The sequence below is a fragment of the Actinobacillus ureae ATCC 25976 genome, assembly GCF_000188255.1.
GTDB classification, from domain to species: domain Bacteria; phylum Pseudomonadota; class Gammaproteobacteria; order Enterobacterales; family Pasteurellaceae; genus Actinobacillus; species Actinobacillus ureae.
Genome location: NZ_GL831081.1, coordinates 555,422 through 570,319, shown reverse-complemented (window position 1 = coordinate 570,319; position 14,898 = coordinate 555,422). Strand labels below are relative to the sequence as shown.

Genomic DNA, 14,898 nt, shown 5'->3' with positions numbered 1-14,898 from the left:
TTTCTTTTATGTACGCAATATAACAAGCGGTTAATTTTAGCTAATTTTTTGCAAAAGCTTGTGGAAATCAGACCGCTTGTACGTTTGTAAAAATAAAGGCAGGTATCTACCCGCCTTTACTGATTACTAAAAATGAAATGAATGGTTTATTCCGATTCTTCTAAAATCACCCAACCGCTATCGAGCCAATCACAAATAGTATCTAACAATAACTCAAGCTCTTCTTGGTTTTTCACTTTTGACGCTAGCTTGTTCCAAGAGATTGCATCACCGTTAGCAATACGAATTAATAGATTTTGTTCCGCTTCATTTAGCTCGTCAATCCACTCACCGTTTACATAAATACGTTGCGGATTTTCGGTATAAAGCATTTTGACATTCGCGTCTTGTTGAATCCAACCACCTTCTTCCAAAATACCTTGTACTTCATCCGGATAGTATTCGTTATCTGTTTGTAGTAAATCATAACGACGAGAACTTACCGCAGTAGCAACGCTGTGAGTAAAGATTTCATCAAATTGATCAGAGTTTTGTAATAAGTCGATTAATTGATGCTTCAACACTTTTACCATTTTCGGATCAAGTAACGCATTCGGCTGTTCATGTGGCGCAAGGCGGAATGGGATATTAAATTCCGAGCCGGCAATCACTTCCGAATGGTGTTCTAATGTTTTGCAGAAATTCTCGAGTAAATCCGCCGCATTCGGGTAGCGTAAGCCGAATGAGAATGTTAGTCCTTCGGTTTCCGATACACCATAGTGAGCCATACGAGAAGGTACATAAAGTACATCACCCGGATTCATCACTTCATCTAACACCAATTCGCCCATATCATCGAAAATACGGATAGGTTGGTTCGGTTTAAATTCTGTAGATGGAACGCACCATTTTCCGAGTTGCCAACGGCGCTGACCGTAACCTTGTACGAGAAAAACATCGTATTCATCATAATGCTTACCGACCGTACCGCCTTTAGGCGAGCAAGAGACCATAATGTCGTCACGTTGCCATTGCGGTAAGAAGCTGAACGCTTGCCACAATGCACCAAGTTCCGGTGACCATTGTTCCAAGTTTTGTACCATTACAGAGAATTGGGCCGGCAGATCTTGTAAATCACTTTCCGTAAATGGGCTGGTTTTAACCGACCATTGCTCATTTTCACATTTGATTAAGCGAGCAGTGATTTCCTCTTCTAACGCTAACTCCATAATATCTTCCGGCTCGAATAATCCGACAATTTGTGGTAAGCCGTTACGGATTAAAAGCGGTCGTTTTTGCCAATAATCACGTAAGAAAGTTTCCGGGCTAATATTTTCAGGTAAGCAGAATGGAATGTTCATAGATGCTCCTCATGTCTTTTCTCTTTGATTGAAACTATTCTACCTGATAAATGTTTGAATTTCTTGCACTATGTCAGCTAATTAGTGAGGAAAATGTTTTACTTTTGTGATAAAGCTCACAAAATTTGATTAAAGACAATTAGTAATGATTTTCATTTGTTGGAAATATATTAAAATAAATATAGAAAGAATGATTTAGTTTAATTTTTTATTTATAAGGTGTGTGTTTATGTTACGGGCAATAAAATTAACAGCAGCTGCATTAGCAACATTATTTACATTATCCGGATTGGCTAATGCGAAGCCAACTGAAATTACCGATATACTTGAGCGTAAAGTGACGGTTGAGTTGCCGGCTAAACGAGTGGTACTCGCGTTTAACTATCATAGTTTTACGTTCGGTAAAAGTATGTGGGGGGCGATGATTGACTTAGTCGGTGCAGAAAATATTGCTAAAAATGCGGTGGAATTTTACAGCCCGATTAATTCGGAATTAGTGGTTGCGGCTAAACCGGATGTGCTGATCATTTCTGGACGTGAGACCGAACTGAAGAAAAATCCGGAAGCAATGGTAGCAGGCTTTAATATTGATAAACAAGAAGAGCAAAAACGCTTAGCCGGCTTTGCAAAACGCCCCGGTTGGTCTGAATTGCCGGCAATTAAAAATCAGCGTTTATACGGTGTATATCATGCTAATTCTCGTACACTTTCCGATAGTGCTTCAATTCAATTTGTGGCGAAAGCAATTTATCCGGAACTATTCAAAGATTTAGACTCGACTAAAACTTATCAAGAGTTTTACCGTAAAAACTTACCTATTGTGCCGCAAGGGACTTTCTACCTCTATCCAGAGAGTAAATAGTCATGAGTCAGATAACGATTGAAAAGATCGTTCAAAACCAACGCAAGCTGGAACGCAAGCGTTGGTTTATCGTTCTTACTTTCCTGGCAATCAGTTTAATCGGTTTGGTATTTGATATTGTCACTGGTCCTTCGATGTTGCCATTGGATGAAGTGGTAAAAGCGTTATTACGTTTTGAAAATGTGGAAACTACCACGAATGTCATCGTTTATGACTTACGTTTACCCATGGCATTAATGGCGTTGGTAGTTGGGGCGGCATTAGGTGTTGGCGGTGCGGAGATTCAAACCTTGTTGAATAACCCGATGGCAAGCCCTTATACCTTAGGTTTAGCCGCAGCGGCCGGTTTAGGCGCTTCAACGGTAATTGCGTTCGGTGGTTTCGGTTTGCCTTCGGCATTTGCCGTGCCATTAGGTGCTTTTGTGATGACGATGCTGGCATCCGGTATTTTGTTTGTGTTTGCTTCAATGCGCCGTTTTAGTTCTGCGATGTTAGTGTTAGTCGGTATTGCGTTATTGTTTTTATTTCAATCATTGTTATCTCTAATCCAATTTATTGCGGCTCCGGAAATTTCCCAACAAATTCTATTCTGGTTATTCGGCAGTTTAACTAAAGCGACTTGGGAAAACCTCTCGATTGCGACTGTGGTTACGATTGTGTGCGTTAGCTTACTTGCAAAAGATTTATGGAAATTGACCGCTTTACGTTTAGGTGAGGCACGTGCACTGAGCCTAGGGATAAATCTGCAACGCTTGCGTTTAAAAACGTTAGTTTTAGTGGCAATTATGACCGCCACTGCGATTAGCTTCGTTGGGATTATCGGTTTTATCGGTTTGGTCGCACCGCATGTGGCGCGGATGTTATTGGGCGAAGATCAACGCTTTTTCCTACCCAGTGCAATGCTTATCGGCGCAGCGTTTTTATCGGTTGCATCGGTATTATCTAAAGTGATTGTACCCGGCGCATTGTTTCCGGTGGGGATTATTACCTCATTTGTTGGCGTGCCTTTCTTCTTTTGGATTGTGCTTACTAAGAGATAACAAGCGGTAGAATTTATGTTAAAACTTGCAAATGTACATATTAAGCGAGGCTCGCTTGTTATTGCCGACCAATTAGATTTATCGCTCGAAAAGGGCAAAGTCTATACGGTATTAGGTCCAAACGGGGCGGGAAAATCCTCACTATTAAAAACGATTTTTGGTGCAATCGGCTGTAAAGGGCAAATTCATTATGCGGATCAGATACTGAATAAACGGGCGATTTCGGCATGGCGTAAACGTATCGGCTATATGCCGCAAGATACGCAAGTTGACGCATCGTTGACCGCATTAGAAGTGATTTTACTCGGCAGAATGGAAGCACTAAATATGCACGTGAGTGACGAGTTGTTGACCGAAGTCGCCACCATTATGCAGAAACTCGGTATTGCACATCTCGCTCACCAAGATGTCATGCAGCTAAGTGGCGGTCAGCGACAAATGGTGATGTTTGCCCAAGTATTATTGCGTCAGCCGGAAATCTTATTGTTAGATGAACCGGTTAGTGCGTTGGATATGCACCACCAAATTAATTTATTGGAACATGTTTGCCAATATACGCAACAAAATAATCTGATTACGCTCATAGTGTTACACGACTTGAGCCTTGCCGCTCAATTTTCTGATCAGGTGATTTTATTGGGTAACGGTAAATTACAAGCTTTCGGTGATGCAAAACAAGTGTTACAGGCTGATCTTATTCGTCAGTTGTATAATGTTGAGATTGAAATTTTATATGACAGTACCGGACAACCGGTGATTCGTCCGTTACGTCATTCGCATTAGGAGTAAAAAATGAAAAAAGTATTATTAGCAACCTTACTCGCTTTTTCAGGCGCTGTGTTGGCTGCAGATCACGAAGTTAAAATGTTAGATAACGGTAAAGGCGGTGGTATGGTGTTTGAACCGGGCTTTTTAAAAGCGGAAGTTGGCGATACGGTCACTTTCGTGCCGACTAATAAAGGTCATTGGGTGCAAAGTAAAACAGTGCCAGAAGGCGCAGAGAAATTCCTCTCGAAAGAAGATGAAAAATTTAGTTTAACGCTCACCCATGAGGGCGTCTACGTGTATGTTTGCCCTCCTCATCGTATGATGAATATGAGCGGTATTATCCAAGTAGGCAAACCGACCAATTTAAAAAACGCGACCAAAGAAGTTGAAAAAATTGAGAAGCGTACCACAGAGCATAAAGGTCGTTTATTTGAATATCTTGAGCAAGTGAAATAAGGATGACAATGAAAAAGCAGTATTTTAAACATCTTATTGCCAGCACGTTACTATTTGCCGGAGTTTCGGCGCAAGCGGAAGTAAAAGTATTACAAGATGTCTTAGATCGCCAAGTAAAAGTTGATGTACCGGCGAAACGTATCGTGCTTGGCTTTTATTATCCGGATTATATTGCCGCAACCGGTTCGGAGAATTTCAAAAATGTTGTCGGCATTTCGCGTGAGTTTTGGGAAAAATTTAACCCCGGTAGCTGAGCTTTATTTAGTAAAGCGTTACCGAATTTAGCGGAAATGGCAGATATCGGTAATATCAATACTGGGACGTTCTCATTGGAAAAAACCTTGGCGTTAAAACCGGATGTATTGGTGTTAGCCGATTGGCAATATCAAACAATCGCCGCCGATATTCCTCGTATCGAACAAGCCGGTATTCCGATTGTTGTAGTGGATTTCAATGCACAAACCGCAGCGAAACACACGAAAAGTATCCAACTTTTCGGACAACTCGCCGGTACGGAAATACGTGCAAATCAAATCGCAAACGAATATAAACAAGGAATTAAAGCGATCCAACAACGTGTGGCGGCAAGCGGTCAAAAACCACCGAAAATTTACGTGGAATTTGGTAATAAAGGTCCGGCGGAATATAGCTTCACTTTCGGTAAAAATATGTGGGGAGCGATTGCGAATACGGTTGGTGGCGACAATATTGCTGCACCGTTTATTGAAAACTGGGGGCCGATTAATCCGGAGCAATTTTTAGCGTCTAATCCGGAGGTGGTGATTATTTCCGGTACGGAAATGGGTACCGATAAGAATGCCCAAATTATGGCGATGGGGATTAATATCAGTGAAGAAGATGCACAAAAACGCCTTGCCGGTTTTACTCAGCGTGCCGGTTGGTCGAACGTATCGGCGGTGAAAAAAGGCAATGTGTATGGGGTTTATCACACAGCATCTCGTTCGATTACCGACTTAGCCAGTGCGCAATTTATGGCGAAAACGCTTTATCCTGAACAGTTTAAAGATATTGATCCGGAGAAAACTTATTTGGATTTTCACCGTCAATATCTGCCGGTTGTACCGCAAGGCACATTTTTTATTAAGTTAAAATAACCTGTTAATCTCACGGCAAGCGGGCTTTGGCTCACTTGCCTTTTTTGAGCCGATTATGATGTCACATTCGATAGCCATTACTACCTGCCAAACTTACCCCAATCTTCCCAAAAATTTACAACCACTGGTTCGCTTATTACAGGCTAATGGACTGCAAGTGAAAGTGGATTGTTGGCAAAATCAACCGCAAGCTGATGTTATTTTACCGCTTTGTGCGTGGGATTACGCCCAACAGCCGGAATGCTTCCGCCAATGGCTGCAACAAGCGGTCGAATTCGGGCAAAAATTTGCAAATCCTGTTCGGTTAATGGATTGGAATATGCACAAAAGCTATTTACTGGATTTACAACAAATGGGTGTAGATGTGATTTCAAGCCAACTATTATTGGCGGATCTCGCCCAAATCCAGACCGCTTGTCAGCCGTACCATCAAAACGGACAAGCTGTGGTGATCAAACCGGCGATCGGGCAGAGCGGTAATGCGGTCATCAAATGGCAAGCGGAGCAACCGATACCGGATTTTAGATCCTATTTGGGACAACAAATCGTGTTACAACCCTATATTGCGGAAGTGGCGGAGTATGGCGAAACCAGTTTGATTTTCTTTGCCGGTGAATTTAGCCATGCGGTAAGACGCCAACCGCCCAAAGGCGAATGGCGGGCAAATTCAGCTTATGGCGTGGCAATTTTACCGACAGCCCCTCCACAAAATATTATTCAACAAGCACGAGATGTTTTGATGAGATTGCCTGAAATGCCAAGTTATGCACGGGTAGACGGCACGATTATTGGTGATCGATTTTTGCTGAATGAATTGGAATTGATCGAACCGGCATTGTACCTGCATACGGATCCACAAGCAGTGACACGATTGGTACAGGTGCTGATGCAAAAAATAACAGAAATTTGACCGCTTAACGGACGCCAAACCAGCGTCCGTTAAGCTTTGTGGTTAAGCAATATCTTGTTGCAGAAAATCAAGCAACAAATCACTAATGATTTGATAAAATGCGGTACTATTGTGAATTTGGGCGGTTTTCTCCGCCCATTGCGGTAGCCAGCTGAGTAATTGCTGTCGGATAAATTGTTGCTGAACCTGAATCGGCTGTTCTGTTTCAATCAGTTTGATCAACACTTCTAAATAAATACAGAGGTGATCGCTTGGTTCATTATGTAACCGATTGATTTTAAGCTGAAATTTCGTTAGCCATTGATCCATTACCGCGAGATTTTTGCTGAGATCCCGTTCATCCAAATAGTAAGAGGAGTAAGGCAAGGAACTTTTTGCCCTCCAATAAAAAGCATTGTGCAAAATCTGCCGCCAGTTCTAAGCGAGGTGAATCGTAAGCGGTCAATTTTGCCAATTCATTTTGCAAGTCGGTAACCTGTGGCTGAAAGTCAAGCTCGGCAAGAAATGCAAAAAATGAGGAAAATTGACCCGCTTGTAATGCCTGTAGCTGCGGTTCCGATAGTTCTTTAGCAAGTAACGAATGGAACCAGCGGTAACAGAATAGTCGTTCTTCCGAACTGAGTAATTGCGTTGCCATTAACGAGTTGCCTCTGTCGGGCCGCTGAAACCGTTCGCTGCCGGTGCATCGCCTTGCCATTTTTCTACATTCACTAAACAGGTGCTTACGCAAGTCGCTTGCGATAAACTTGAAGCGCCGATATCGAGAGTTAGAGTATTCGGGCAGCCGTAGGTATCAATCGCTCCCACGCTTTCGTCAAGCGGTGAGAACCACGCTCCTTCTTGTAAGCGTACCACGCCGCTTGGGAAGTTATCGGATAATACCGCACCGACTAACACTTGCCCACGTTCATTATAGACACGCACTAAATCGCCGTCTTTAATGCCTAATTTTGCTGCGTCTTGCGGATTCATATAAAACGGTTCTTGTCCTTGCACGCTGTAGGTTTCACGTAACGATTTGGCTTCACATAGCTGTGAATGTAAGCGTTTATCCGGATGCACGGATCGTAGCCAGAACGGATATTTATCCGATTTCGGCCCACCGTGCGAACGTCCCGCTTTTTCAAACCACATCGGGTGGCCTTTACAGTCGGCATAACCGAAACTCGCAATTTTACGGCTAAAGATTTCGATAAAGCCGGAAGGTGTGCCGAGTGCGTGTAATTCCGGATCTTCACGGAAATCAGCATGACGTATCCAAGGTTTGCCCTCTGGGAACAGCACATAACCTTTTTGCCAAAATTCAGCGAAAGACGGCATCGTAAATTTGCCACGGTTTTCATTGCGACAGTCTTTGTATAAACGTTCTAACCACGCCATTTCGTCCATACCTCGGCAATATTCTTTTTCTTTGCCGAATCGGCGACATAAGTCTTTGAAAATCTCGAAATCAGGGCGAGACTCATATAACGGCTCAATCAATTTTTGCATCGCTAAAACGCCTCGGTTGCTGTAAGAACCGTAGGCATCAATATCGTTACGTTCAAACGGCGTGCAAGCCGGTAAAACAATATCGGAGATGCCGTCCAGCTATAGTTAATCGACACCACGATTTCCAATTTTTGGAAGGAGCGTTTCATCTTATTTAAATCGGACTGGCGGCTCCATTGGTTACAACCGGAGAAAATCGCCATTTTATACGGTGCATAGGTAATTTTTCTGCCGTTGTAATCAATGGTTTTGCCGGAGTGAAGTAAAGAATCGGTAGTACGAGTGACCGGAATCACCTCACTATAACCTTGGTAATCTTTATTAGTATATTTAACGGTTTGTCCTTCGTCCAAATTAGACGGGAAGGAGCTTGGCATTGCCGCACCAGAACTAGATACGCCGATAGAGCTGTAATGGTGTGCATAACTGATACCACCGCCGGCAAGCCCGATTTGTCCGAGCATAGCGGCTAAAACCGCACCCATCCAGTAAGGCTGTTCACCGTGCTGTTGGCGTTGAATTGCCCAACCGAAAATCAGTTGGGTACGTTTACCGGCTAACATACGGGCAAATTTACGGATTTCTTCCGCTTCAATACCGCAAATCGGAGCTGCCCATTCGGCCGTTTTCTCAATTTTGTCTTCGGTTTCGCCGAGTAAGTAAGGCACAAATTGTTCAAAGCCGTGCGTGTACATATCAATAAACGCTTTGTCGTATAAATTCTCACGATATAAGGTGTGAGCAATCGCCAACATAAACGGCACATCCGCTTGCGGATTGATATAAAGCTGTTTACAACCAAGGAAGTTTTGCTTTTCACCGGATCAACGCTAATCACATTGATTTTTTGCTCCGCTACTTTCTGTTTGAGCTGTTCCAGATAGCCGTAAGATTCGTGTGTTTCGCAATTCCAGCCGACTTGCAAGTTTTTGACAGGATCGCTTGCCCAGAAAATTAAATTCTCGGTTTCTTTAAGAATAACTTCCCATGATGTTCCTTGTGAATACACTTCGGTTGAGCCTAACACATAAGACAAAATGGTTTGCCCCGCACCGGTGGAGTAATCGCCGACCGTACCTACACTTGAGCCGTGCATCGCAATTGCGCGGATCATATGGTTACCGCAGCTATGGAATTGACCGGAAGAACGCCAACCGACGTTGGCGGTATGTAATGCCCAAGGGCCGTAATTTTGCTGAATACGCTCAAGTTCTTCATAGAAAAGGTCAAGTGCTTCATCCCAACGGACTCGCACAAAACGGTTATCACCACGTTGTGTTTTATTACTGTTATGACGGTTTTTGAGCCAATCTAAACGCATCATTGGATAACGAATGCGTGCTTCACCGTACACTAAGTCTTTAATACCGTTAATCATTTCGGTCGGATGTTTATCCAGCTCGAACGGTTTAATTTCGGCAATGCGACCTTTTTCGATTTTGGCTCGCACTGCACCCCATTGTGCGCCGGTAATTTTCCAGCCGTTTTCGACCGCTTGTGAAACCTCGGCATTTGCTCTCGGCATAAGGAAATTCGGCATCGCCATAGAAGCCGCCATCAGCGACATATTTTTTAAAAATTGATGGCGTGAAGTTGAAAGTGATGATGACATACAAACTCCTTATTTAGCGGCTTTCGGTTGGCTGTCTGAGGCGTGCATTTGCAAATAGCGTAGCACCTGTTTACGGGTCGGCTCGTCCATATCGGTAAAACCGACCATACCGTTAAATACGGCAACCCATTCGTTCGCATCGTGCATTTTGGTATCACGTTGTTTGTGGCAAACGCTACATTCGGTCTTGAAGGTTTGTTCCGCATTTGCCCAAAAAATCTGTTAGGCTGTCGGTAAATTTAGAATTTTTTACCCACGCTTGTAATTTGACTTTCTGCCACACTAAACCGGTAAGCGGATCTTCTTTGCTCTCAAGCACTTCAAACGTAGGGTTATTTTGCATAAAGTTTTTATCCATTATCGCATCGGTAATTTGTTTGGAAAATTGGTTATACCAAATGCGCCCGAAACCTTTTTTTTTACGCCACATTTCCAACTCAATTTGTGAGGCATCTTGTTTGGATTGCAATAGTTTAATCGGCACACCGGCTTCAAGCTGCCCAATGGATTGCTTGAGGGATTCGTCAGCGAAAAGAGCTAGTTCGGAGGGAGTGTAAGCGGTGGAATTTTGGGCGAAACTTGCAGAACAGAATGTCAGCAAACTTACACCAAGCAGCCAAACAGATTTCATAGAAAATCTCGGAGGATAATGTTGAATTATTCAACTATTTTAACAAACATAGGCTTAAAGCTATGTTGATATAAGTCATAAAATAATAACTATTATTATTCGGAAAGAAATTTGCAAAAAATTTCCAAAATTCGACCGCTTACAGGCTATAATAACCAGTATTTTTGAACGAATTTTTTAGGAATCGCAAAATGACAACAAAATTTAACGTAAAAACATTCCAAGGTATGATTTTAGCCCTACAAGATTACTGGGCAAACGTAGGTTGCACTATTGTTCAACCATTTGATATGGAAGTGGGCGCTGGTACATCGCACCCGATGACCGCACTTCGTGCCTTAGGCTCTGAGCCAATGGCGTTCGCTTACGTTCAACCTTCACGCCGCCCGACTGACGGTCGCTATGGCAAAAACCCAAACCGTTTACAACACTATTATCAATTCCAAGTGGTAATTAAGCCATCTCCAGATAACATCCAAGAACTTTATTTAGGTTCACTTGAAATGCTTGGTTTCGATCCGACCAAAAACGATATCCGTTTTGTGGAAGATAACTGGGAAAACCCAACATTAGGTGCTTGGGGCTTAGGCTGGGAAGTATGGTTAAACGGTATGGAAGTAACCCAGTTTACCTATTTCCAACAAGTAGGTGGCTTAGAATGTAAACCTGTAACGGGCGAAGTGACTTACGGTTTAGAGCGTTTAGCAATGTACATTCAAGGCGTGGACAGCGTGTACGACCTCGTATGGTCAGACGGCCCATTAGGCAAAACTACTTACGGCGACGTGTTCCACCAAAATGAAGTAGAACAATCAACTTACAACTTTGAATACGCAGACGTAGATTTCTTATTCAAAGCGTTCGAACAATACGAAAAAGAAGCGACGGAATTATTGGCTCTCGAAAAACCGTTACCATTACCAGCTTACGAACGCATTTTAAAAGCGGCACACAGCTTCAATATGCTAGACGCACGCAAAGCGATTTCGGTAACCGAACGCCAACGCTATATTTTACGCATCCGCACCCTCACCAAAGGCGTGGCAGAAGCCTACTATGCAAGCCGTGAAGCGTTAGGGTTCCCAGGTTGCAAAAAATAATTATTGGTAGGGGCAAATGACATTTGCCCTTAAACAAAGGAAAAATTATGCAAAAACCTATTTTATATTTCGCCCACTGGTGCTCCGATACCGCCCCATTTGTCGCTGAATTACAACGTCTAGGTGTGGATTACGAAGCGGTGGATATTACCCAAAGTGGTGCAAATCTTAAACCATTTCTCGGATTACGTGACCGTCACCCTGCGTTTGATAACGCCAAAGCAAATGGCTATATCGGCATTCCTGCGTTGATGTTGGAAGATGAGAGAGTGGTGTTGGATTTAGCTGAGTTGCCCCTAGCATTGACGTACTAGGTTAAGCATAGAATTGTCGCTCAGTTACAAGCTAAAAAGATTGCAGATCCAGTAAAGGAAACGATATGACTGAAAATCAGTTAATCACACAAGCTGAACATTCAAAAGCATTTATCAGTGAAATCAGCCAGCTAATTCATTCGTCTAAACAGAGAATGACGGTGGCTGTGAATGCAGAATTAACGTTGCTTTACTGGCATATTGGCAAGCGGATTAATGATTATATTTTGCAGGGTGAGCGTGCAAAATATGGGGAAGATATTATTCCTAAATTATCTACCCATTTAACCAAGCAATTTGGGAAAGGTTGGAGTAAAAGAAATTTAGGATATATGATGCAATTTGCATCACAATTTCCTGATATTGAGATTTTGCAATCACTGATTGCAAAATTGAGCTGGACACATTTTACTAAACTTTTTGTTATTGACGATCCAATAAAACGTGATTTCTACGCCACAATGGCAGCACAGGAAAGATGGTCAGTAAGAACACTCGATGATCGTATTGGTTCGCTATTATTTGAACGTACAGCAATTTCTAAGAAGCCTGATGAAACCATTGTGCAAGAGCTGGCGTTATTAAGAGAAAAAGGCGAGTATAATCAATCATTAGTGTTAAAAGATCCCTATATTTTGGATTTTCTTGAGCTTAATGATCGTTATATGGAAAAAGATCTGGAAGATGCGATTTTACGAGAGATCGAACAATTCTTATTGGAATTGGGAGCAGGCTTTACTTTTGTCGCTCGCCAAAAGCGTATTCAGATCGATAATGATGATTTTTATATCGACTTGCTGTTTTATAATCGGAAACTCAAACGCTTGATTGCCATTGAACTGAAAACCGAAGCCTTTAAACACGCACATAAAAGCCAAATGGAATTATATTTGGCGTGGTTAGCAAAATATGAGCAAGAAGCCGATGAAAACCCACCGCTTGGGATTATTCTTTGCACATCGAAAAAGCAAGAGCAGGTGGAGTTGTTGGATTTAAAGCAGTCGGATATTCATATTGCAGAATACAACACCGTCTTGCCAAGTAAAGAAGTGCTGGAACAACGGTTGCATTTGGCGGTGGAAAGGGCGAAGCAAAGATTTATAGCACCCCCTAATACTGACGTACTAGGTTAAGCATAGTGTTGTCGCTTTGCGGCAAGTAAAATAGGTTACGGAGCAACCGCACTATGCGTAACCTCATACGTAAGTATGGGGATAACAAACTAGCGATAAAATTTAAGCGAATTGAGTATAAATTTTCATCTTATATTTATAATATTATTGAGGATTTAATATGTCTGATTTTTTAATCTTACTTGTATACACAGCTATTCTTTTTGTTCTTGGCGTATATTTATTTATCATACTTCCTATCTCTTATTTTGAGAAAAGAAGAAAATCAAGAGCGGATTTAATATTTAAACAGGTATCTAAATTTCCCATAGAACATAAACATTATGGGCAAAAAATGCTTGTTGCAATAGATCTAGAATTGAATAACATTTGTTTAATTGAATTAGATAAAATACCTAAAGGTAAAGAGAACCATTCCGAAGAAAATTTTAAGTATCTAAAAGCAGAAGATATTTTAAAAGTGGAACTTTTTGAAGGAGGGAATTCAGTTACTAGTTCTTCTCGCTCTATTGGTGGAGCTGTAGTTGGTGGGGCTCTATTTGGTGGGGTTGGTGCTATTATAGGTGGTTTAGGTGGAAGTACAAAAAGCAGTGCCACGGTAAATAAAATTGAAATCAGATTAATAGTAAACGATAAATTAAATCCTATCTATGATATAGATTTTCTTAATGGAGAAATAGATAAAGATGCATTATCCAAGGCATATGACAATATTTCTAAGGAAGCAAGAACTTGGTATGGCTATTTTGAAGTAATGATTAAAAATACAAAATATGGATTTGAAGAAACCAAAGAAAAAGATGTTGATTTGATTGCTAAATTAGAAAGGTTAATTTCACTTAAAGATTCTAATGCTATTAGTGAAGATGAGTTTAATATTCTTAAAAAAGACCTGATCGGAAAATAAAAGGCGCAATGAATAATATACTGAAATTATTCTATAATTTTGGGTTTGATTATCGCAGATCATAAAAGTTTAAAATTACATGGTGTATTCAAATACACCCTACCTGAGAGAACAAAATGACAACACAAAACTTCCTCGCCGAGATCGGCACTGAAGAGTTGCCACCGAAGGCACTCAAAAAATTAGCGACCGCGTTTGCGGAGAATGTAGAAAACGAATTAAACCAATCGGGTTTATCATTCGAGAAAGTAGAATGGTTTGCTGCACCACGTCGTTTGGCGGTAAAGATGTTAGGTTTGGCGACTGCTCAACCAAGCAAAGAAATTGAGAAACGTGGTCCTGCGGTGTCAGCGGCGTTTGACGCAGACGGCAATCCGACTAAAGCAGCAGAAGGCTGGGCGAGAGGCTGTGGCATTTCTGTGGATCAAGCGGAACGTTTGGCGACCGACAAAGGCGAATGGTTGGTTCACCGTGCGGTGATTGAAGGTCAGCCAACTAAAAATTTATTGGTGGACATTATCTCTCGCTCGCTAGCGAATTTACCGATTCCAAAAATGATGCGTTGGGGCGATAAAACTGAACAATTCGTACGTCCTGTGCATACGGTTACCTTATTCTTTGGTGGTGAGCTAATCGAAGGCGAAATTTTAGGTGTGAAAATCGCCAACGTGGTACGTGGACACCGCTTCTTAGGCGAGCATGAATTTACCATTTCACATGCAGACGAATACCTTACTGCATTACGTGAAAAAGGTATGGTGGTTGCCGACTTCAACGAGCGTAAAGCATTGATTCTTGCAAAATCGCAAGAAGAAGCGACCGCTTTAGGTGGCGTGGCGGACATCGAAGAAGACTTATTAGATGAAGTGACTTCATTGGTTGAGTTCCCGAACGTATTAACCGCAAAATTTGAGGAGCGTTTTCTTGCTGTGCCTGCGGAAGCCTTAGTTTATACAATGAAAGGCGACCAAAAATACTTCCCAATCTATGATAAAGACGGCAAATTATTACCGCACTTTATCTTTGTGTCGAACATCAATCCGGAAGATCCAACCGCAATCATCGAAGGTAATGAAAAAGTGGTTCGCCCACGTTTAACCGATGCGGAATTCTTCTTCAAAACCGACTTAAAACAGCGTTTAGAGGATCGTTTACCACGCCTTGAAACAGTGTTGTTCCAACAACAATTAGGTACGTTACGTGATAAAACCGCTCGTAT

General features: G+C 42.0%; 11 protein-coding genes and 4 pseudogenes. 11 read left to right on the top strand and 4 right to left on the bottom strand.

Going from position 1 to position 14,898, the window contains the following annotated elements:
• Positions 1–146: 146 nt before the first annotated feature.
• Entirely contained in the window at positions 147–1,340 is a 1,194-nt protein-coding gene (locus HMPREF0027_RS10580) for a ribosomal protein uL16 3-hydroxylase (protein ID WP_005625125.1), read from the bottom strand.
• Positions 1,341–1,569: 229 nt separating this feature from the next.
• On the opposite strand from HMPREF0027_RS10580, the gene HMPREF0027_RS10575 reads away from it, so the two are divergent.
• From HMPREF0027_RS10575 to HMPREF0027_RS10550, 6 genes and pseudogenes are all read left to right on the top strand, one after another.
• Positions 1,570–2,202: an ABC transporter substrate-binding protein gene (locus HMPREF0027_RS10575; protein ID WP_005625122.1), complete on the top strand. Its 633-nt coding sequence runs from the start codon at positions 1,570–1,572 to the stop codon at positions 2,200–2,202.
• Positions 2,203–2,204: 2 nt separating this feature from the next.
• Positions 2,205–3,242 (top strand): FecCD family ABC transporter permease, encoded by a 1,038-nt coding sequence (locus HMPREF0027_RS10570; protein WP_005625120.1) that lies wholly within the window; start codon positions 2,205–2,207, stop codon positions 3,240–3,242.
• A 15-nt stretch (positions 3,243–3,257) separates the two neighbouring features.
• A complete protein-coding gene (locus HMPREF0027_RS10565) occupies positions 3,258–4,025 on the top strand; it encodes an ABC transporter ATP-binding protein (RefSeq protein WP_005625118.1) in 768 nt (255 codons plus the stop codon).
• A 9-nt stretch (positions 4,026–4,034) separates the two neighbouring features.
• Positions 4,035–4,466, top strand: coding sequence for a pseudoazurin (locus HMPREF0027_RS10560; protein WP_005625116.1), 432 nt, complete (start codon positions 4,035–4,037; stop codon positions 4,464–4,466).
• Between the two features lie 8 nt (positions 4,467–4,474).
• Positions 4,475–5,581, top strand: a pseudogene (locus HMPREF0027_RS10555) (ABC transporter substrate-binding protein).
• A gap of 58 nt (positions 5,582–5,639) precedes the next feature.
• A complete protein-coding gene (locus HMPREF0027_RS10550; protein ID WP_044024524.1) occupies positions 5,640–6,491 on the top strand; it encodes an ATP-grasp domain-containing protein in 852 nt (283 codons plus the stop codon).
• A gap of 42 nt (positions 6,492–6,533) precedes the next feature.
• Here HMPREF0027_RS10550 and torD read toward each other — a convergent pair.
• The 3 pseudogenes from torD to HMPREF0027_RS10535 form a co-directional block, all read right to left on the bottom strand.
• Positions 6,534–7,128, bottom strand: a pseudogene (torD, locus tag HMPREF0027_RS10545) (molecular chaperone TorD).
• A pseudogene (gene torA / locus HMPREF0027_RS10540) lies at positions 7,128–9,594 on the bottom strand (trimethylamine-N-oxide reductase TorA). Before torA ends, torD begins: the two co-directional pseudogenes overlap by 1 nt.
• Before the next feature lie 9 nt (positions 9,595–9,603).
• Positions 9,604–10,225 (bottom strand): annotated as a pseudogene (locus HMPREF0027_RS10535) (pentahemic C cytochrome).
• A gap of 191 nt (positions 10,226–10,416) precedes the next feature.
• Here HMPREF0027_RS10535 and glyQ point away from each other — a divergent pair.
• The 5 genes from glyQ to glyS all read left to right on the top strand — a co-directional run.
• Positions 10,417–11,325, top strand: coding sequence for a glycine--tRNA ligase subunit alpha (glyQ, locus tag HMPREF0027_RS10530; RefSeq protein ID WP_005625094.1), 909 nt, complete (start codon positions 10,417–10,419; stop codon positions 11,323–11,325).
• A gap of 47 nt (positions 11,326–11,372) precedes the next feature.
• Complete coding sequence (locus HMPREF0027_RS10525; RefSeq protein ID WP_005625092.1) at positions 11,373–11,639, top strand: hypothetical protein; 267 nt, start codon at positions 11,373–11,375, stop codon at positions 11,637–11,639.
• A gap of 65 nt (positions 11,640–11,704) precedes the next feature.
• A complete protein-coding gene (locus tag HMPREF0027_RS10520; RefSeq protein ID WP_005625091.1) occupies positions 11,705–12,772 on the top strand; it encodes a PDDEXK nuclease domain-containing protein in 1,068 nt (355 codons plus the stop codon).
• 160 nt (positions 12,773–12,932) lie between these two features.
• Positions 12,933–13,679, top strand: a complete 747-nt coding sequence (locus tag HMPREF0027_RS10515; protein ID WP_005625089.1) for a bacteriocin class II family protein — start codon at positions 12,933–12,935, stop codon at positions 13,677–13,679.
• Positions 13,680–13,795: 116 nt separating this feature from the next.
• On the top strand, positions 13,796–14,898 hold a 1,103-nt coding region (gene glyS, locus HMPREF0027_RS10510), incomplete at its 3' end, for a glycine--tRNA ligase subunit beta (protein ID WP_005625087.1).